This is a genomic window from Pseudarthrobacter oxydans (assembly GCF_034258515.1).
In the GTDB taxonomy this organism is placed as follows: Bacteria; Actinomycetota; Actinomycetes; order Actinomycetales; family Micrococcaceae; genus Arthrobacter.
Genome location: NZ_CP139438.1, coordinates 1,908,902 through 1,929,482, shown reverse-complemented (window position 1 = coordinate 1,929,482; position 20,581 = coordinate 1,908,902). Strand labels below are relative to the sequence as shown.

15 protein-coding genes are annotated in these 20,581 nt (G+C 62.7%); 7 read left to right on the top strand and 8 right to left on the bottom strand.

Annotation, left to right across the window (positions count from 1 at the left end; genetic code table 11):
* Positions 1 to 43: 43 nt before the first annotated feature.
* The 3 genes from SMD14_RS08730 to SMD14_RS08720 all read right to left on the bottom strand — a co-directional run bounded on the left by SMD14_RS08730 (position 44) and on the right by SMD14_RS08720 (position 2,960).
* A complete protein-coding gene (locus SMD14_RS08730) occupies positions 44 to 1,009 on the bottom strand; it encodes a PDR/VanB family oxidoreductase (RefSeq protein WP_321216005.1) in 966 nt (321 codons plus the stop codon).
* A 164-nt stretch (positions 1,010 to 1,173) separates the two neighbouring features.
* On the bottom strand, positions 1,174 to 2,013 hold the full coding sequence (locus SMD14_RS08725) for an IclR family transcriptional regulator (protein ID WP_321216004.1): 840 nt from the start codon (positions 2,011 to 2,013) through the stop codon (positions 1,174 to 1,176).
* Between the two features lie 146 nt (positions 2,014 to 2,159).
* Complete coding sequence (locus SMD14_RS08720; RefSeq protein ID WP_321216003.1) at positions 2,160 to 2,960, bottom strand: SDR family oxidoreductase; 801 nt, start codon at positions 2,958 to 2,960, stop codon at positions 2,160 to 2,162.
* Between the two features lie 158 nt (positions 2,961 to 3,118).
* Here SMD14_RS08720 and SMD14_RS08715 point away from each other — a divergent pair, with 158 nt between their 5' ends.
* From SMD14_RS08715 to SMD14_RS08690, 6 genes are all read left to right on the top strand, one after another.
* Positions 3,119 to 4,498 carry an aldehyde dehydrogenase family protein gene (locus tag SMD14_RS08715; protein ID WP_321216002.1) on the top strand — a complete coding sequence of 460 codons (1,380 nt, stop codon included), beginning with the start codon at positions 3,119 to 3,121 and terminating at the stop codon, positions 4,496 to 4,498.
* 27 nt (positions 4,499 to 4,525) lie between these two features.
* Positions 4,526 to 5,452, top strand: a complete 927-nt coding sequence (locus SMD14_RS08710; RefSeq protein WP_321216001.1) for an MBL fold metallo-hydrolase — start codon at positions 4,526 to 4,528, stop codon at positions 5,450 to 5,452.
* Between the two features lie 70 nt (positions 5,453 to 5,522).
* Complete coding sequence (locus SMD14_RS08705; protein WP_321216000.1) at positions 5,523 to 6,788, top strand: MFS transporter; 1,266 nt, start codon at positions 5,523 to 5,525, stop codon at positions 6,786 to 6,788.
* 76 nt (positions 6,789 to 6,864) lie between these two features.
* Positions 6,865 to 8,304 (top strand): MFS transporter, encoded by a 1,440-nt coding sequence (locus tag SMD14_RS08700; RefSeq protein WP_321215999.1) that lies wholly within the window; start codon positions 6,865 to 6,867, stop codon positions 8,302 to 8,304.
* A gap of 187 nt (positions 8,305 to 8,491) precedes the next feature.
* On the top strand, positions 8,492 to 8,884 hold the full coding sequence (locus SMD14_RS08695; RefSeq protein WP_321215998.1) for a DUF202 domain-containing protein: 393 nt from the start codon (positions 8,492 to 8,494) through the stop codon (positions 8,882 to 8,884).
* Between the two features lie 12 nt (positions 8,885 to 8,896).
* Positions 8,897 to 9,235, top strand: coding sequence for a DUF202 domain-containing protein (locus tag SMD14_RS08690; protein ID WP_321215997.1), 339 nt, complete (start codon positions 8,897 to 8,899; stop codon positions 9,233 to 9,235).
* 363 nt (positions 9,236 to 9,598) lie between these two features.
* Here the strand turns inward: SMD14_RS08690 and SMD14_RS08685 are convergent, their stop codons facing one another.
* The 5 genes from SMD14_RS08685 to SMD14_RS08665 all read right to left on the bottom strand — a co-directional run bounded on the left by SMD14_RS08685 (position 9,599) and on the right by SMD14_RS08665 (position 19,482).
* A complete protein-coding gene (locus SMD14_RS08685) occupies positions 9,599 to 11,782 on the bottom strand; it encodes a glycogen debranching N-terminal domain-containing protein (protein ID WP_321215996.1) in 2,184 nt (727 codons plus the stop codon).
* 1,011 nt (positions 11,783 to 12,793) lie between these two features.
* Positions 12,794 to 13,972, bottom strand: a complete 1,179-nt coding sequence (locus SMD14_RS08680) for a Wadjet anti-phage system protein JetD domain-containing protein (RefSeq protein ID WP_321215995.1) — start codon at positions 13,970 to 13,972, stop codon at positions 12,794 to 12,796.
* On the bottom strand, positions 13,972 to 17,367 hold the full coding sequence (locus tag SMD14_RS08675) for an SbcC/MukB-like Walker B domain-containing protein (protein WP_321215994.1): 3,396 nt from the start codon (positions 17,365 to 17,367) through the stop codon (positions 13,972 to 13,974). Before SMD14_RS08675 ends, SMD14_RS08680 begins: the two co-directional genes overlap by 1 nt.
* Positions 17,368 to 17,422: 55 nt before the next feature.
* Complete coding sequence (locus SMD14_RS08670; RefSeq protein ID WP_321215993.1) at positions 17,423 to 18,034, bottom strand: DUF4194 domain-containing protein; 612 nt, start codon at positions 18,032 to 18,034, stop codon at positions 17,423 to 17,425.
* Complete coding sequence (locus SMD14_RS08665) at positions 18,031 to 19,482, bottom strand: DUF3375 domain-containing protein (RefSeq protein WP_321215992.1); 1,452 nt, start codon at positions 19,480 to 19,482, stop codon at positions 18,031 to 18,033. The genes SMD14_RS08670 and SMD14_RS08665 overlap by 4 nt, the downstream gene beginning before the upstream one ends.
* A 254-nt stretch (positions 19,483 to 19,736) precedes the next feature.
* On the opposite strand from SMD14_RS08665, the gene SMD14_RS08660 reads away from it, so the two are divergent.
* The gene (locus SMD14_RS08660) at positions 19,737 to 20,462 is read left to right on the top strand and encodes a hypothetical protein (protein ID WP_321215991.1); all 726 of its coding nucleotides are present in this window, start codon (positions 19,737 to 19,739) and stop codon (positions 20,460 to 20,462) included.
* Positions 20,463 to 20,581 lie beyond the last annotated feature (119 nt).

Below are 20,581 nucleotides of genomic sequence, written 5' to 3'. Positions count from 1 at the left end.
CGACTGGACCACAGGTGGGCTACCGCGAAAAGGCAGAGCTTTTCTACAAATCCAGAACGAGGCGCGGACAGCCGGCGGCAGCGCGCGAGACGCAGACCAGCATGACCTCACCGGCCTCGCGGTCCTCTTCCGAAAGCACAGCGTCGCGGTGCTCGGGCTCACCGGAAATGATCTGGGTTTCGCAGGTGCCGCACAACCCGCCGCGGCAGGAGGACAGGACGCGCACGCCCACCTCTTCAACGGACTCGAGGATAGTTTTGTCGTTCGGCACTGTCACGGTTGTTCCGGTCCTGGCCAATTCCACCTCGAACGGCGCGTTGGCCGCCGCAGCACCAAGCGTGGAGGCGACGAAGCGTTCGGTGTGCAGTGCGCCCGGAGGCCAGCCCATGCAGCGCTCTTCCACCGCGCCGAGCAGTCCCCCGGGACCGCACGCGTACACCAGCATGTGAGCCCGGGGCATGCCGAGTATCTGGTCGAGGTCCAGGCGGCCAACCTCGTCCTCGGCGACGATACGGATACGGTCAGTGCCGTACCGGTCCTCCAACTGCTGCGCGAACGCCATCGTGTTCCGGCTTCGGCCACCATAGATCAGCGTCCATTCCTTGCCGACGGCCTCGGCTGCCTCCAGCATCGGGATCAGCGGCGTAATACCGATGCCGCCTGCGAGGAAAAGGTAGCGCCGCGATTCGCGCATGGGGAAGTTGTTGCGCGGCTCAGAGATGGTGATCGGGGTACCGGCGAGCAGGGCATGCACCGCTTTTGACCCGCCGCGGGATTCAGGCACATGTAGCACGCCGATCCGCAGATGGTCCAGCTCCTGCGGTGAGGAACACAGGGAGTACTGACGCACCAAACCGTCGCCCACATGGACGTCAATGTGCGCGCCGGGCTGCCAGGGCTGGAACGGCTGGCCGTCCTCGCGCCGCAGCACCAGGGAAACCACCTGGTCCGCCACAATGTCCACCTGGTCGACAACAGCGTCGATGGTGGCTCCTGCAGATGCAGTCATCAGTCTTCACTTCCTTTGGAACGGCTCGCCTGGCAATGCAGGTTTAGGCCGGATCTCCGGCCGGACTATGCGCTTACTTGAGGTTAGGTGTTCCACGACACATGCCGCCGGAAGCTTTCCATCCAACGGAAAGGGTGTCTGCTGGAAGCTGTCGCAAGCCCGAGCTACTTCGGGAGATGCTCCACGCCGAGCCGCCGGGCAATGCCCCGCGCCGCGATGTTGAGCACGGGAACCACGCTCCCCACCGGAGCGGGCCGGCCCCGGGTCACGATGCCCAAGGCGGCCACCACCTGCTTGTTGGGCAGGAACACCGGAACGGCCAGGCCGTAGTTGTCCGGCCCGGCTTCTTCGGCAGTGGTGGCGTAGCCGTTGGCCCGGACACGTTCGATTTCGGTCGCCAGCGCTGCGGGCTTGGTAATGGTGCGGGGCGCGTGCGGCTCCAGGTGCTGGACGGCCGCGGAAAACAGGTCCTCGGGCCCGTAGGCCAGCATGATCTTTCCGGCGGCACTGGCATGCAGTGGCAGGCGCGCGCCCACCCGTCGGAAGGGCTGGCCGGCGCCAGTGCCGGACATCCGCTCCACCAGCAGAACCTCGTGCCCCTCCAGGATGAACAGGTTCACCACGTTGTGGGTGACGAAGAGGACGTCCTGCATGAACGGGGCAGCCACCTCCGCGATGTTCTGCTGTGCGGGGGCCAGCAGGCCAAGCCGCCAGATCCGTTGCCCCACCCGGTACTCGGCGTTCAGCTTCTCCAGGCCGCCCCAGGCAACCAAATCACCGGCAAGGCGGTGCGCGGTGGCCACCGGCAGCCCTGCCCGCCGGGCCATTGCGCTCAGGCTTTGAACCGAGTGTTCGGTGTCGAAGGTGCCCAACAAGGCCAGGGCCCGTGAGGTGACACTGGCTGCCTGATGGGCGGCAGCATCGCCGTCGTCAGCCGGACGTCTGTGGGCCGCCGTCGTACCCGGGCGGCGGGTGGACCGGCCGGCCGGGGCAGGGTTTGCCATGAGTCACCCTTCTGAGTACTGGCGAGCTCGGCGCCGTATTGGGTGCGACGCCGCACCTGCCATTTTAAGGCCCGACGCCGGCGCCCCCTAGCGCGAACGGTGAGACACCGTCGTCGTGATCTAATGCATGCTCCGGTAGAGGGAACTCAGCCGGGCACAGAGGCGAGGCCGGAGCCGCGGTACGCACCCAGGCCGCCGTCCACGCGGATGTCGGAGCCGTTCACCCATCCCGACTCCGGACGGAGCAGGAAGTCGATGACCGGCGCAATGTCCCCCGGGTCACCGAAACGGCCCAGCAGGGCGCCGGCACCTTCCACCTTGTCGCGGCCGTGGTCTTTCTTGAAGTCCTCCAGGATGGGGGTGGCCACGGGTCCCGGACTGACGCTGTTGACGCGGATGCGCTGCGGGAGCAGTTCAGCTGCGAGGTGCTCGGTGAGCACCCGCACGCACTGCTTGGAGAAGAGATAGGACTCGCGCGTGATCTCGTCATCGTCCGCAACCGCTTCCAGGGCGGCCGCCTGATCGTCCGCGAGCGCGAAAGCGGAACATTTCGCCTTCACGTCCCGCCAGTTCACGGCAACGCTGGAGGCAAGGTTCACGACGGCGGCACCCTCGCCAAGCAGCGGGGCAAGCGCACGGACCAGCCCGCGGACGCCGAAGACGTTGACCGAGAGCACAGTGCGCCACGGGGCGGTGCCCGGGACTCCGGCAATGTTTGCCAGGCCCGCGATGCCGTTGGGAGCGGCAGCCGTGACAGCTGCGGCGGCCGCCTCGATGCCGGCCTGGCTCGACAGGTCCGCCTGCACGAATGTGCCGCTGAATTCGGTGGGAGCGTTGCGGTCAATGCCGATCAGCGGGACACCTCGCTTGCTGAGAATCTGTGCTGTCCGGGCGCCGATGCCGGACGAAACCCCCGTAAGGACGATGGGCAGCTGCTCTTGGAACATGGAGACTCCTCGTTAGTGCGTGACGTGATTCACTCCATAGTGACAACGGGAACCAATCCATTCTCGCAGCCTTTCCGTTGGACGGAAAGGTCCGGGCAGAGTGTGATCGGTGCCATGAGACTGGGATGAGAAATCCCATTCCGCCGAAAGGACAGGCCATGACGGCAGCCCATTATCAGGTTTTGGACCCTGCCACGCTTGAGCTCGTGGGGCACGCTCCGGAAAACACCGGCCAGGATGTCGAGCAGGCGGTTGCCGCCGCCCGCCGGGCCGCGCCCCGCTGGGCTGCCGACCGCGAAGCCCGCCGTGCTGCCCTTCGCACAGGCGCTGCCCTGATCCGCCGCGATCTGGATTCCCTGGCCACCCTGCTCTCCCGGGAGCAGGGCAAGCCCAAGGCGGACGCTGAGGGTGAATTCTCCGTGGCTGCTGGCCTTTTCGAATATTATGCGGATCTCAAATGGGACGAAGCCCAGCAGCTTGAACCGCGCGCCGACCGCAGCCTGGAGGTCCAGTACCGGCCGGTGGGGGTCGTTGGCACCATCACACCGTGGAACTTCCCCATCTCCCTGCTCAGTGTGAAACTCGCCCCCGCCCTGGTAGCCGGCTGCACCGTTATCGCCAAGCCCTCCCCCTCCACTCCCCTGTCCACCATTGCGCTGGTGGACCTGCTCAATGAGGTCCTCCCCGCAGGGGTGCTGCAAGTCCGGACGAGTTCGCGGCGGACCGTTAATGTTGCCCTGAGCACTTCTCCGGGCATCCGCAAGATTTCCTTCACCGGCTCCACGGATGTGGGCATCTCCATCGCCCAGCAGGCCGCCTCCACGGTCAAGCGCGTCACCATGGAGCTCGGCGGAAACGATCCTGCCATCGTGCTGGATGATGCTGATATAGCTGTTACTGCCCGCGGAATCGTCGCCAGCGCCTTCCGCAACGCCGGCCAGGTCTGCATGGCGGTCAAGCGTGTCTATGTTCCCCGCAGCCGCAGCGCGGAACTGGCCGAGGCCGTCGCCGCCGAGGCTTCCCGTCACGTACTGGGCCACGGCATCGCGGACGGCACCACCCTGGGACCGATGCACAACGAGTCACAGCTTAAACTCGTCCGCGCCCTGGTGGACTCCGCAGTTGGTGCCGGCGCCCGTGTCATCACCGGCGGCAGCGCCGGCTGCGACCTGCCCGGCTACTTCCTCTCCCCCACGGTGGTCATTGATGCCGAGCCGGGCATGGATCTGGTGGAAAAGGAACAGTTCGGTGCGGCCCTGCCGATCGTGGCCTACGACAACCTCGAAGAGACCATTTCCGGCCTGAACGCCGGGGAATTCGGCCTGGGCGCTTCCGTCTGGAGCCCCGACCAGGAGCGTGCCTATGCAACCGCCTCGCGGATTGAGGCCGGAACCGTGTGGGTCAACCAGCACACCCTGGTGGAACCGGACGCCCCGTTCGGCGGCTGGAAGGCGTCCGGCGTCGGCCGTGAACGTGGCCGCTGGGGCCTGGAGGAATACCTGGAAACCCGCGTCATCAATGCCCGCCCCCACTCCTGACCCCGCAACACTGCAGAAGGACTTCCCGTGAGCGTCGAACTGATCACTCTTGGCACCGCCGCCGGACCGGCCATCCGCGGGCCGGAAAACGGTATCTCCAGCGCACTGGTAGTGGGCGATGCCTTCTACATGGTGGACTTCGGTCTGGGCTGCTCCCGCGCAGCCCACGAGGCGGGACTCCGGGGCAAGGATTTCGTGGCAGGTTTTGTCACCCACCTGCACTCCGACCATGTGGTGGAACTGCCCGGTTTTCTGCTGTGGAACTGGGGCAATCCGGTGGAGGGCTTCACCGGACCCGTCTCCATTGTGGGTCCGGGCAAGGATGCCACCCGCACCGGCGGTGCAGGGCTTTCCGGGACGGGTGAGCTGGTGTCCCACTCTTTGAAGGCCTTCTCCTATGACATCGACATCCGGGTCCACGACGAGGCCCGCCCGGACCTGACGTCTCTGGTGCGCACCGTGGACCTGGCCACCCCCGCGCACAGGTCACCTGAAGCGGACCGCCCCTTTGACGTCTACGAGGATGACAGGCTCAAAGTCACCGGCATCCTGGTGGAGCACCCTCCCGTGCGACCCGCGCTGGCCTTCCGCTTCGAAACCGACGCCGGCTCAGTGGTGTTCTCCGGCGACACAGCAGAATGCGAGGCCATGGTGGTGCTCGCCAAGGACGCGGACGTCCTGGTGCATGAAGCGGTAAATCTTGGCTTCTATGCGGACAAAGGCTTTTCGCCGGAATTCCTCAACCACCAGCAGATCGCACACACCCCGCCGGAAGGGGCAGGCCGGATAGCGTCCGCCGCAGGGGTGGGCCGCCTTGTCCTGTCCCACCTGGCGGGCCGCGCGGAGCCGCAATGGTGGCGCAGCCGCGCCGCCTCAGCATTTGACGGCCCCGTGGACGTCGCAGTCAGCGGCCAGCGATTTCCCATCGGCACCCCGGTGCTGGCGCCGGCCTGAGGAGGGCGAACAAGGACTCCCGCCCTGTCACCTGCCGCAAGGACAACTCTTGAGACTGCCGCCGCCCGCAATGACACCAGATAACAAAAGGACGACGGCGGGCAGCGCCTGGCTTGCCGTCCTCGCGGCGGGCATCACTGCTGCCATGCATATCTGGAAGCTCCCTGCCGCCTTGGTCGGCATCCAAGCCGATCTAGGTACAACGCTGATCCAGGCCGGCCTGCTGCTTGGCATCATCCAGCTTGCCAGCGTCGTCGGAGGGCTGGCAACGGCCGTTTGTGGTGAACTGGTAGGACTGCGCAGGCTTCTGCTTACCGGGTTGGCCCTGCTCAGTGTCGCCTCTGTGCTCGGAGCGCTTGCCCCCACCACCGAGCTGTTGATGGCATCGCGGACCGTGGAAGGCGTGGGATTCCTGCTGGCCGTCGTCGTCGCCCCTGCACTTATCCGCAAGGTGACTCCGCCCAAGCAGTTGAACGTTGCGCTGGCAAGCTGGGGCGCATTTCAAGGTGTGGCAACGCTGATAGGCCTGTCCGCTGGGGCCCTCTTCCTGCAGGCCGCGGGCTGGCGCGAGTGGTGGCTGGTAATGGCCGTCCTCACGCTTTTGCCGGTGCCTCTGCTGCTGCGCCGGGTACCAAGGGATATGCCCCCTGCCGTCCCCGGACTGCAGTCCGCGCTCCGCAAGGTGGGGCGAACAGTGGTCACTCGCCAACCATGGATCACTGGGGTGGTATTCGCCTGCTATACCGCGCAGTGGATTGCTGTGCTCGGTTTCCTGCCGTCAATTTACCGGTCAGCCGGATTGGAAGGCCCGTTGCCTGGCATCCTCAGCGCTATTGTGGGCGGGGTCAACGCGGTCGGCGCACTCAGCGCAGGACCTCTAATCCAGCGCGGCCTCTCCGAGCGGACAATCATGTTCTGGACCTTCCTGGCTATGTCTGCAGCGTCCGTTGCGACGTTCGCCGTGGGCTGGGAGACCGTCGGAAATGGCGTCCTTTTCCAGTTCGCGTTCATCGCTGTGTTCTCCGCCGTCGGCGGCCTCATCCCTGCCGCGGTGACCAGGTACTCTGTCCGCATTGCCCCCGCAGACGGTTCTGTCACCGCCGTACTGGGCCTGACGCAGCAGATCTTCAACGTGGGAAACTTCTTGGGCCCCATGCTGTTTGCTCTGCTCGCCACCAGCACCGGCGGCTGGGGCACCACGTGGTGGCTGACCTGCGCTCTGAGCACTGCGGGAATGGCCTTGTTGGCGTTCATGGGAAAAGGTGATGCCAACATTCACGGAGTCGCGCGGCGTTCCGGAAAGCCGCTTTCCACCCAACGGAAAGCTGAACTGTAAGGCGGATCACACAAGCTTAGAGTCAAGGAAATGCCGCTCCAACGGCAAGATCTCCCCTTCAACGATTGGGCATACCGTGTTTGAAACTCCCCTCACCATAACGCCGGGCTCCGCAACGTCGCGCGATCCCCGCACCTGGTCGCGGGCCAAGCGCAACCGCTACGGCTGGTTCATGACCTTCAGCCTCCTCTTCCTCATGATGCTCAGCTGGGCTGACAAGGCGGTGCTCGGCATTGCCGCCGTGCCGCTGATGAAAGAGCTGGGCATCACGCCCGAACAGTTCGGCCTGGTGGGCAGCGCCATGTTCCTGACCTTCGGCGTGGCCCAGCTCGTGGCGGCTCCCATCGCCAACAGGGTCTCCAGCAAGTGGATCCTGCTGGTCCTGTGCCTGCTGTGGTCTGTGGCACAGGTCCCCATCCTTCTGTTCGCGTCGCTGCCTGCGCTCTGGGCAAGTCGCCTGCTGCTTGGAGCCGGCGAGGGCCCGCTCGCACCGGTTCTGATGCATGGCATCTACAAGTGGTTCCCCGAGAAGAAGGGTGCCACCCCGGCGGCCCTGGCATCATCCGGCGTGACCTTGGGCATTGTGGCATTCGCCCCCGTCCTGGCCTGGGTCATCGGGCAATTCGGATGGCAGACCGCGTTCGCGGTACTGGCAATCGTAGGGCTGATCTGGTCTGTTTTTTGGGTCATTGTCGGCAAGGAAGGCCCGTACACAAGCCGGAAGGCCGAGCAGGAGATCGACGGTATCGCTCCGAAGGAAGCTCCTGTCGTGGCAGAGGCCAAGGTCCGGTACTGGCGTACCATTCTTTCCCCCAGCTGGATCTTCGCGGTCCTTGCCTCGTTCTTCGGCTACTGGACGTTTACCCTGGCCATGTCCTGGGGACCGGCCTACTTCCAGAATGTCCTGGGCTTCAGCGGACAGCAGTCCGGCGCCATGATCGCCCTCCCCGCGGCCTGGGGAACCATTGCCACAGTAGGGTTGAGCGCGCTGACCCAGCGCCTGCACCTGAAGGGAATCCCGACCAGGAAGGCACGCGGCTGGGTACTCGGCGGCGCCGGAACCTTCGCCGGAGCCTGCCTGGTCGCAGCCACCATGACCGCCTCCCCCGTGCTGTCCATCGTCCTCATGGTCTTCGGCTTCGGCACCGCCCCGGCACTCTTCGCCATCACCTACCTCGTGGTCGCAGAGCTAACCACCATCGGCCAGCGCGGCGCCAACCTTTCAATCGCCAATGCAGTCCTCACCACCGGCGGTGTGTTCGCACCGGCAGTGTCGGGTTTTCTGATCGGCGGCGCGGCCACCCCCGCTGAAGGCTACCGTGCAGCTTTCGCCCTGGCTGGCGGCCTCTTGCTGACATCCGGCGTCCTTGCCCTAATCTTCGTCAACCAACAGCGCGACCGCCGCCGGCTCGGCCTTGATACAACTGCCGTCCCCGCGGCCGCTTCACTGCCCACTGGTTCCGCCACCCCTGTCGTCGCGGAGCCTGGCTCCTTGGAAGCGGGCACCCGGGCATAAGTCCGAGGGCAGGTAAGCCGAAGAGAGGCCAACAGCCCCTCTTCCGCTTACCTGCCCTCCTGTCGCCGGCATGGATTTGGAGACCGGGCGGTGACCGCACGCCTCGGAAACATGAACCGGTCACCGGCACTGAGGCCTCCGCATCAACGCCCACTGCATAACACACGACGGACCCGGAAGGACAATCATGGAGGACCTAAAGGCCGACGGCGGACGATCCGGCTTCTCGGAACGAGTCCTGCGCGGCGGCACCGAACCTGACCCCAGGTTCACGCTCGCAAATGAACGCACGTTTCTGGCCTGGATCCGAACGTCGTTGGCATTGCTTGCCGGAGGTGTAGCTATCGAAGCCTTCACGGCCGACCTTTTCAACGACGGACTGCGTCAATCGGTCGCCGTTTTACTCCTCGTGCTCGCACTCCTGATTGGCGGCGGGTCGTTCTTCCGCTGGCTCAACGTTGAACGCTCCATGCGCCGACAGGAGCCGCTCCCGCTGCCCTGGACCGCCCCGATCCTGGCGATCGGCGGTGCCCTCGTCGCCGCGACGATGATGGTCTTCTTCCTCGCGCGCCCCCTCTGACCCGTGACCTCGATGCGTCAAACACCAACCCATGGTGACCCAGGGCTGCAGCCGGAACGCACGGACCTGGCATGGGGGCGCACCACCCTGTCCATGGTGGTTGCGGCCGCCGTTTTCCTTCGCTGGATGCCGCACCACGGCTGGTTTGCCGGCACCCTTGTCGCGGCAACACTCATCACAGCACTCGCCATCCACAGTTCCCGCAAGCGACGCTTCCATCGCGCAATCAGCGGCATCAACCAGGAAGCCATTACTCCCGATCTGGTTTCAGCCGCCGCCGTCGCGGCCAGCGTCGTCGTCCTTGCCGGACTGGGACTCTACACCGTCCTGCTCGTTCCTTCGGAGCAGTGACATCAGTGAAACTTGGCAATGCATGGCTTGGGCACGTGTCGAGCGAGCACCCGTTGAGAATACGAGTCCAGCAGGGCTGGTGGAAAGCAGCCGCAGTAGCTTCAGAGAACCAGGGGCGGCCAAAACAGAACTGCTCCCCGCCAGCACCGGTCGCCTTGCCGCAAACTCCGGGGATCAGAACAGCTCAGCACGGTGGTAGCTGTGCCTTGTTCCGGTTGTATGTTCCCCTCATTTCAGAAACGCTCCGGACGTAGCCCTCCGCATCGTCCGCGTATGTTGCAACTGAATCATCCGATCGGAGGCCACCGGTCCTCGCAGGTATCCTTCCCAGGCCAGGCAGCGGCGCTAATTGCTCATGTGCAGTCACTTCATCCGGGTCAGGTTCAGGATTTCGCGAAGAGCAGGCCGGGCTTCGAGCCGCAGTTTTATGGAGTCCGGAAGGCCATCGACCCTGATGGTGTCCTGGGTGATATCAATGGCCAGCCTGTGGCCTGCCAGCGGCACGTTATCAACCCTGAACTGGCCAAAGCCCTGTGGCAGTTCCGGTGCCAGCCACAGCTCATGCCAGGGAAGGACCGGGTCGAACCGCATCAGCATACGGATCAGGTGGATCGGTGCCGCCGCGGCCCACGCCTGGGGTGAACAGGCTGCGGGATACGGTACCGGGCTTGGGAATCGCGTCCTGTCCAGTCCGCAGAACAGTTCCGGAAGTCTGCCGCCAAAGTGTTCGGCTGCTTCGAAGAGTCCGTAGGCGATTCGCTGGGCCTCTTCGATAAAGCCGTATCGCATCAGCCCATGCGCTGCGAGAGTGCTGTCATGCGGCCAGACAGAGCCGTTGTGATAACTCAGCGGATTGTAGGCGCCCATGTTACTTGCCAGAGTGCGGATGCCCCAGCCGGAAAACATGTCCGGGGACATCAGCCGTTCGGCTACCTGTTTTGCCTTGTCTGTGTCAACGATTCCCATCCACAGGCAATGACCCATGTTGGAGGCAAGTGCATCTACAGGTTCCTTGTCACCGTCCAAGGCGATGGCAAAGTATCCCCGGTCCGGCAGCCAGAACCGCTCATTGAACGCCTCCTTCAGGCGGACGGCCTTGGCGCTGCAGAGATCAGCGGTTTCGGTGTCGCCTTCGTCGAGTGCCATGAGGGCGCGCCCCACATAGGCGCCATAGGTGTAGGCCTGTACCTCGCACAGCGCAATGGGCCCTCGGGCGAGGGAACCATCAGCGAAATTGATGCCGTCCCACGAATCCTTCCAGCCCTGGTTTATCAGCCCGTGTTCAGTCTGACGCTGGTATTCGACAAAGCCGTCTCCGTCACGGTCTCCGTAATTCTCAATCCAGGCCAGAGCACGGTCCGCGGCCGGCAGCAACGCGTGAACAGCTTCCGGTTCCAGACCCCACCGTCCCAGTTCGCTGAGGATCCCTACGAACAGCGGGGTTGCATCAGCGGTTCCGTAGTAGATACTGCTGCCACCGAGGACGGACTCCGTGGTGTTACCCAGACGCACCTCGTGGAGTATTCGGCCGGGCTCCTCTTCCGTGGCGGGGTTCACTTCCTTGCCTTGGTGGTCGGCCAGTGTCTGAAGGGTGCCAAGTGCCAGGGAGGGGTCGAGTAGGAGGGACATGAGGGATGAGAGCAGGCTGTCCCGTCCGAACAGGGCCATGAACCACGGAGCTCCGGCCGCGGCCACGATGCGGTCGGGATGGTTTGGGTCAAAGATCCGGAGTGAACCGAGATCTTCCTGGCTTCGAAGGATTGTAGTTTGGACGGACGTGTCGCCGAGATTGGGTATGGGCATTGACATCCGCCAGGAGGAGAGGCGTTTCCGGGCCATGGCGGAAACCTCAGTCGTGCCGTATGAGGCAGTCGAAATCACTTCCTGCCCGTCAAGATAGGGCGTGGCTGTAAACCTTTGAGTCCATTTTCCGTGTGCAGGAATTGTTGGAGTGAAGACAAGCCGATGCGCCTCGACGGCCGCCCCTGGTGCACGGATGACCAGCCCATAGCGCCGACCGGCCCCGACACATTCGAGAATAAGGCTATCGCCCTCAATGAGAACCTGCTGCTTCCCCGGACTGGCTGGCGTCCCATCCTTGACCTCGAAGAGATCGGCGAAGTCCGCTCTTACGGTCAGGGCAAGCTTGAACGTGTTCGGCACGGCCAGATGATTCTCAATGGTGATGGTTTCGGTCAGGCCGGCCCCAATAATCCTTTCCCGTTCAATCAGCGACGGCACGTCAGCGCTGCCGGCGTGGCCGCCTACCCTGCCGATGAACAGGGCCCGAAAGGGTTCCAATGCGGTCGCCGCGAGAGCTTCGACCGGAGCGTCATCAACGCTGACGTTCCATTCAGCTATGTACCGGGTATCGTGGAAAAACGCGCCGTGGGGACTGCCCGGGTGCATGTCACCATTGGACGATGTCAAACAAAACGAGGAGCCATCAAGGACTGTGACAGCTCCGGCGCCTGCCGGACCTGCACCGTTGTCGGCGTTCCAACCCGACATCATGCGCCTCCTAGAACATCCATCGAAAGCGCCCAAACATTTACTGTGGACGAGTTCAGTCGGACCCCGTAGTCAGCACTATGATCCCTTGTGTCGGGGGAATCAAGAGTCCGCGTTGACTCATGAAAGACGCCCGCGTAGAGGGTATCGAAGAATCATTTGAGAATGCCCGCGGGGCGGCATGTCCGCTTGGGCGGTATCTTCCGCTTCGGCCCTGTGAGCCATGGAGCTTTCAATGAGTGAACGCAGGGCTGTCACAAGGTCATCGCCTGAGCCACTCCCCTGCTTGCGCCGACATCATGCCATATCTCCACGTCGCCATAACTTGATGGAATCTTCATTATCGGCCTTCCAGGCGGAACGCTGTTCGCTGTCCCCCAAAGGCGGCGTGAGTTCGTGCGACGACCCTGCGTTGCCGACCGTGTAGCTGGAGGTGACTAAATCGCCAGGACGTCCTTTCACCTAGCGTACGCATCTTACGGACCTGGAAATAAGATTGTTCCTGCAGGGCTATGAAGCGGACCTGGATAGGGCCATAGCCACGTTGCCATCACATAGAGTCGGGCTGCGTATACGCCTGAAACTGCCAATATGGCAAGTTTTTGTACACCCTCAATAGGGTAAATAGCCTCTGACCTGCGAAAACACTGTGCCCGAGGTGGGACTCGAACTGCATTCCCGACCTTGCAAACAATGGGAAGCCGCGAGAACATACGGAATCCGGGGCAGTTCGAATGCTTTACAAGGCAGTCCGAGACGAAAAGTGTGGACATTATCCACAGCCCTATCTGGCATTTTCCAAGTAAACTCTGAATGGCAGTGGCGCCCCAAGCAAGCACGCGGCAGCTCTGAATTCTCGCGTTCGTTCGAACCAAGAAACCGATCTATGCCGACTGAACATGAGCCGCCGGCGCCGATAACGGCACTTTCCCTTCGGTTTCCATGCTCAGGGATTCACCATCCAACGATGCCAGTGCCTCCAAGGAGCAAGGCTGAAGCCCTGCTCCGCACGGAGTTTGCCTCCAGCGCTGGAGTCAGCTCCGGAGCCTAGAGACGTGCCACTTTCAGCAACTTCTGCAGGGCGTAACCCCAACTAATTCTTTCCTGCTCAAGCCGTATGTTGCCCTGCATCCGTAGCTCATCGAGAACGGCAAGGTCAGCGGGCAGAAGGTGGTTCAAGGAACCGGGATTGGGAGAGGGTTCATTCACCCACAGATCCTCGAAATCAGCCAGTGTCGCGAGATCCATCAGCGCGGTGGAAACGTCGCCGCAAGTTGCCCTGACACGATTGAGAATTCCGAAGCCGTGCGAATCAAGGTCTCCCCAATAAACAACCCTGCCTTCGCGCACCCACGGGATCCGGCCCAGCCTGTCCACAGCGTAGCCGGAGCCGTGGATCACTACAGCACCCGGTACCGGAGGCATGGCGACCACCGACTCCAAATTCTCAAATACAAAGACCGTCTGCGGCGACAGTTCCATTGCGGCAAGTTCCGCCACGGGGACCGAGACATCCACCAGGCCGTCCGGACTCAAAGCCGGGTCAAGAAATCTGACTCGCACCAGCACGGGCGGCTTGGCGAGGCCAAATGATTCACGGCCGGTGATGGCCGAAAAAAGTCGTTCCACCAGCCGACGGTGCTTGGATACCCATTTTGTATCCACTCCACGCACAGGCAGCTGGCGGATATACAGCCCGGAATCCGGATTCCTTTCAAGCCATTGCAGCACCAGCAGCAACCGATCGAAATCCTGTTCGGCCAACTCGGAGACCGCCCCGGCATTCCGACGTACACAGTCCGCCAGTACCTCGCCGACACCGAAAGAAGATACGAGTGCCTGGGCCCGCTGCCGGATCCTGGCCCAGTGCTGGCCCTTGCGGGCAAATGCAGCAACCGCCGGAGCACCCTCAAGCCGCAGTCGTTCGGGAACCTGCTGCGTGCCCAGGCTTGCCCATCGGCGCTCCACCCACACCACAAAATCACTGCGGCCGGCACGGCTAATGCCGGCCTCGCGCCAGGATTTCACCCAGGCAATCGCCTTGGCCTGGTCAGCAAGAGCCGCCGCCTCCGTGGGAGGATGCAAGGGCACGTCAACAATGGCATTGGCGGCGCCGACGGCCCAGTCACCAAAGTTCCGCTCGTACTTGGCTGCCGCAGCCGAACGTGCCGCGTCAACGGAGACCCATTTGTTCGAGGACTCAGTTGAAGCCACATCGCGGGCCATCAGCTCTGATCCTCATCTATAGCCGTCAGCAACTCGCCGTCGTTAATGGAGACGACGCCGACGCGGGATTCCTTGAAGTCCCGGCACACGACGAGGGCAATGCCGCCCACATAGTCTTCCAGGGTCTGGAGGAGTTTCAGCGGTGTGGCCAGGATCATGTGGAAGCCGAACTCGAGAAACACGTTCATGGCCATCTTGGTGAAGGCACTGTCCGCCTTGTCAAAGGCCTCATCCAGTATCACGGTTCCGAAGCGCGGAGTGTCGTCCTCGTCCTCGGCTAGCTGATAACGGAGGGCCGCGGCGAGGCAGAAGATCACCAGTTTCTGCCGCTGGCCGCCGGAAAGGCCCGCACTGGAATCGTGGATGTTCACCGTGGTTCCGGATTCGTCGAGCTCGATTCCGGTGAAGCGCACATGTAGACGGGTGTCGAGGCATAGTCTCTGCCAGCTCAGGTCCCCAGCTTCGCTGGAGGACAGCCGCTTCATCACCCGGTTCATGACATCGAACCTCCGCTCAGCCACCGTTCGGTCCTCGTCAGCCCAGGAACCGGCGGAAATAGTCTGAAGGTCCTGCATAAACTGCGCCTTGGCCGAGGAGGCATTGTCCTTGACCATAATTTTTAGGAAACGGCCCTGGTCAAAGGGGGAGCGCTGCAAGGACCGGTTGACGGGGTCGATTCTCTCCCGGATCTGGGCCGGCGCCCGCCGGATCTCGTTATGCAGCTGGCCTATGTTCCGCTGCGCCTGGTTCTGGAGCAGCTCAAAGAACTTCTCCTCGAAATCGGGCAGCCGGTCCGCGCGAAGCTTAGTCAGAATGGCAAGGTAACCGCTGCGGTCTCCGATGTCTGCAGTCAGGTCCCCGGCCGCGACGGCCCATGACGTAAGAAAGGCGTTCTGGATGGACACGATGTGTCGCTCCGCAGCCTGGGCTTCCCCTCGGGCCGAGTTCTCCTCCGTGCTGAGCTGGCCGCTGACTTTGAGCGCGACGTCGTCAATCACCGAGTGCGTGATGCTGCGACGGATTGAGTGGAAGCGATCTTCCAGCGCAGCGGCGTCAGCGCCGCTGACGGGCCTGCGTTTCTCCGCTTTGAGCTCGTTGATGAGTGCTGAAAGTCCATCGACATGGCTCTGATGACCGGCAACGGCGGTCCGTTTTGCTGTCTCACGCTCCTTTGCCGCCTCTAGGGCTGCAGCCGCATCTTTCTCAGCTTTCTCGGCCAGACGGAGGTCACTGCTCGCAGCGCGCAGGGCGTCAAGACGTTGCTGCTGATGCGTCCGGGCGTCCTCCGCGGCGGCAACATCCAAGTCCACCCAAGTGCGACGGGACAGAACCTCGAGCGCGTCAACCCGCCGCCTTGCCGCTTCACGCATGCGCTCGGCATTAGAGATCCTGGCCGTGACGGCGACCAGGTCCGTGTTGGCTGCGTTCAGCAAGCCCAGGAGATGATCCACCTTGGCCTGGTTGTCGAAGCCTAGGATCCAGAATTCGCGGTCATCTATTCGCCGGCGGTCATCTTTCTCGTACCGCGTCCTCGATCGCTTCACCTGCCCGGCCTTGGTAACTCCCCGCTCTAAGGGTTTCAGCTCGGAAGGTTCGTCGACGCATTCATAGTCATACAGCCGGGACAGCTGACTGTGGACCCACTCAGCCATGGCGCCCTTCTGGACATGCACGCGGTGGATCAGGGATCGCTCCGACCGTGCCGTCCGCGGTGCTTCCATCCGCCCGATAGCTTCAACAACGAGCCGAGTTCCCAAGTCGTGTCTATCCATGGCTTCCGACACGGCGGATTCATGCGCAGCCGGCACCAACATGATGGTGGCCAACGGACGCAGAACACGCTCGAGGGCACCAGTCCAGTCCGCATACTCGACTTTGACCTCTAGCAGCTCCGCTACGAAGGGAAGTGCAGAAACCGGCAATCCTGTTGCGGATGAAATCTTTTGCCGTGCGGTCAGGTAGCGGCTGTCCATGTTGGAGGACTGCTTGCTGAGCGTGCGGATATCAGCGGTCAACGTCTCCCGCCGGCGGTTCAGGTCTGCACGTTTGTCCTGCAGGCCCATCAGCAGGTCGCTGCCCTCCGCTCGAGCCGTTTCCAGTTGCTCACGCTCGCGCCGCGCCGTGGACCGCAACTCCTCGAACTCCTCAAGGGTGGCGGGAAACTCTATACCAACAGCAGCAAGATCCCGGGCTAACTCGGTCTGCCGGTCCCGTACGTCCTGCTCTTTGGCTTCGGCCAGATTTAGCCACTCGCGCTGCTGGGCCAGAGCCTGGCCGCCGCTGCTATCCACCTGCGCCCGGGCAAGCGCGTGCGCCTTATCGGCTTCTTCGATTGCGGCCGTGGCGGCTGCGAGCTCACCCACCGCGATTTTCAGCTTCAGCTCTGCGGCATCCGTTTCCTGCCGGGCGAGCCTGAGCTTCCATTCGTCTTTGAAGGGCTCCAAGGCTTGGCGTAGCCCTGCGGCTCGGGCGATAGTTTTTCTGCCCTCCTCGTATTCCGTGCAGTGAGCAACGAGGGGTTCGAGGCGTTCCACCTGTTGACGCGCTTCAACTACCAAACGATGGGCCTCAGCCAACTCGGAGAACTGGTCGACCGCGGTTTTGGCGAGTTTGAAGGTGGCCGGTTCATCCAGCATGAAATTACGGAACAGTTCGTCCAGGTTGCCCAGGCTCTTCGCTGACTGAGTCTTGTGAAGCAGAAGCAGAGCGTTGTCGCTGGAGATTCCCAGTAGGCCGCGGAACCTGCGGGAGAAGGCTGAATGCTGGTCAGTCACCACGGCGGCTTTTGGCCAACTGGACTTGATTTTCCGGGTCTCCAGGCCGTTGCGGGCGAACTCCTGGAAGTCGGTCAGTAAGGCTTCCTCCTGCAGCACCACGTGCAGTTCGCTGACCTCGGCCGGGGAGTTGCTACCGCGCTTGAGGTGGTAGAGCTTCACCAACACGACAGGCTCCTGGGACAATCCGTTCTTGTAACGGAGGAGGATACCGCTCCAAGTGGCACCAGGACGTAAGTGGTCGCTGGCTACCTCCCCCGTGACCTCATCCGCCTGGCGCCGCCAGGCACCACGGATATAGCTAACTATTGATCGATCTTCCCCGCGGCTCGACGCATCCTGGGCGGCAGCATTGAATCTGAGCCACTTTCTGGGAGTAAGCACAGCGGCGATCCCGTCCAGCATTGATGATTTTCCGGAGCCGGAGTGCCCCGTGATCAGGAAGCCCTGGCGGGAAAGGTCCACCTTGTGGTGGCCCTGGAACGTACCCCAGTTGACAAGTTCCAGGCTGTCCAGCCGCCACTGGCCGGCGTGAGTTGATTCGGCTGGCGGTAAACCGGATGCACGAACAGCCGTTGCATCGTCGTCGAACTCAAGGCCCGGGAGCGCCTCAGCAGTCATGGTGCCCCTCCTTCCATCCACGCGTCGCGCGCGTGCTCAGTATTTGCCAGCATTGTCAGCGACCGGCGAGTCGCCGGTACTCGGCCTGCACCGCGGCGATCTCGTCAGCACCGAAGATCAGTCTTAGAACGGGGGAAATTTCAAAACGGTCTTCGGTGGTGGTGGAGGCAAGAATGCCGTGGCTGATCATTTTGGTCCACGAGCCGTTGATTCGCTTGGCGAAACCAGCTGGATCCGAGTCATCCGCTCCCCTATATACCTGCATTTGGTCGGCAACTTCGTCTTTGCCGACGATCACCCGCTCGCTGCCGTTGCTGTGCAGCAGCTGTTGCCTCAGATGGAGGAGCATGGCCGTGTCCATGAATGTCAGCGGATGGCTTCGCATGACTTTAGGCGCGTCTGAATCCGGTGCGCTGACGTTTTTGGCGAACGCCAGTTGGCTTTCGGCATCGATTACCAGCTCCAGGTACGAGTCGGCCAGTCGCGACCTGATTTCTGTTTCATCGTTCAACAGGGCAGCCCACAGATGACCATGCCGGGCCGCCGACAGGAATGGTCCCCTCAACAGCTGCACCAAAGCGCGCCTCGAGTCAGCCCGCAGCCTGCCGGTATCCGAGTCCCATAGTGGGCTGCTATCCAGCTCGGGTTCATTCGCGGAGGTTGTCATGACACCTCTTTCGTGAACATAAACCTGGGCACCAACCCGTGCCGGGCCACGCCCTGGGAGGAGAACCAGCTGACTGGCTCGTCGCCCGCAAGCGACCTCGCGTGGGTTTCCGCCAACACCAGCAGACCGACCACGCTGGCCACGCCCTGCGTGGCTGGATGCTCGGCCAGGACCTCAGAGATGGTGACGGCGCCGCGACGCCGCAAGGACTCGTTAACGTTGACGATGATTTCCTTCATATCGATCTCCGAGGCCCGTGCGAGCTCACGCAGATCCCTGAGGTCCACGGTCTCCGGCTGCTGGGTCTGCACGAGTGTCACGGTTTCCAAATCGGCCGGGTTGTGCAGGTTGAAGGCAGACACGGATCCCAGCGGCAGCGACGTCAGATCGAGGCTAAGCCGCGTCGACTGCCAGACGCGAACTTGGCTGCTGAGCTCAACGCCCTCTTTCAAAGTGGCACGAAGCAGTTCGTTGATTCGCCGGTCCTCTTGGAATTCCTGGCTCTGTACAAATCGGCGCAGGCTTCGGGACAAGTTGGTCATGACTTCGTGGATTTCACCACTGAGATCTTGCAGCTGTGGCAGCATCCGGCGCAGGAAACGGGTTTGCCGCGCAGTGAGTTTCCCTGCGAAGTCCCGTTCCAAGACGCTGCCAACGGATTCCTCAAACTCGGCGCTCTGTTCGGCATCCAAGATCATGGAATAAAAAGCATTGAAACTGCGGCCGGCCTCGGACTCCGAGAGATGATCCACGCCGCGAAATATGTCCTCCAGAACCGTGCCCCTTGAACCCTCCTGGCTGATGAGCCGCTCGCGCAGATCTCTGTTGATCAACTCCAGCTCAGCGCGTACTCTGGCGAAATCGCTGGGGATCTCGTCCGCAAGTGCGAGCAGTTCTCTGGCCCGTTCGAGCGCCCTATCCGGGCTGAGGACTTCGAAATCCCCGGCTTGGACGCGCTCGATTTCTGCGGTGATACGGTCCTGCTCAACCCGCAGTGCCGCCAGCCGTGACGTGACGTTGGGGTCCGTGTCCTGCGCCAGCTGCCGCAGCGCTGCGAAGATGTTCGATAGCCGGGACTCCGTGACTGTTTGTCGGGGCTCGGCAAGCTGAGACACGAACTGGATTGCTGCCAACGCACCTGGGGACAGCTCGAAGGTTTCCTCGCGGGCTTCCCCTGACGCGCGGCGGATCAGTATGCCCTCGGTACGCCATTCGGTGCAGTACGCCTGCGCAGTCTGCGGCAGGTCAAAGCCGTTGTCCCGCAAGTCCTGGAGGTCGCCGTCAACGAGATCGAATAGGACGGGCGCGGAGAGTCGGCGTTCTTCGCCAGCCAGATGGCTGCCAAGGAGCGCGACGGCCGCCGCCGCATTGCGTCCGCGCAAAAGTGACCACGCCGGGCTGTCCCTAATCAGGCGCTCGGCGGCGTAGGCGGCACTGAGTGTACTCACGCCGTTAGCGTACAGGGGAGTTCTGACAACAGCGGACCAGTGACACCAACCGGGTCGTAGGGTGACACATCGTCCCCGGATAACTGGGCTCGGCCGAGTGATCCGATCCTTCCGGATGACTCGCAGGGTTGATCTATTCCGCGAGATGCTTGCGTTCGCCCATAACGGCTGAGGGCCCCGCAGCACCTGGCCGCGGGACCCTCAGTAATCCATAACAGGGAACCTGCCCCTGTCTTCCTCTACAGTTTAGTCCTATGCCCGCAGCGCACCAAAAACCCATCGAACTGGTCCTCCAACACAGGATCAGCCCCGAGCGCCTTGCACCCTACATCCGCGAAACACCAACCCTGCACGAGGCCATCCGACTCTACAGGTGGAACATCGACCTTTCCGGTGCCGTGTACGAGGCCCTGCACGTCTTCGAAGTCGTCCTGCGGAACGCCATGGACGAGCAGCTCTGCCGCTGGAACGCCTCACAGACAAATCCTGACACCGGCCGCTTGCATTCATCCGACTGGCTCATCGAGCCCAGCGCCCTGCTCCTCCGCGTCGCCGGCCGTGACATCCCCGATGCCCGGCGCCGCGCGCTCAAATCAACCACGCGCAGACCTCATGGCCAACGAGAACCGCTCCACGAAGACATCCTCGCAGCAATGTCACTTGGCACCTGGCGCTTCATCCTTCCCGGCCGCCATGACGCTGGCAAACAACGCCTGTGGGACGAAGCAGTTCATAAAGCATTTCCCCACCTGCGTCGAGCACCACGCGAACTGGAGCGTGCAGTAGAGGGTGTCTACCAGCTAAGGAACCGGGTGGCCCACCTGGAACCCATCATCAACAGCAATGTTCGTGCACAACTCACCAACATGCGAACCGTCATCGGCGCCATCGACCCTCAACTACTCTCCTGGTTCACCAGCACCGAACGCATCAGCTCCACACTCACGCTGCGACCCTCTCCCGCTCCTAAGGCTCCCTAAACCAAACACAGCCGGACGACGCTGCCCGACACATCCCAGGCCCAGAGGTCCTTATCTCAACCGCGCGCGCGAGTTTCGAGCACATCAACAAGGCGAACAACGCCCCCACTCCAAACTAG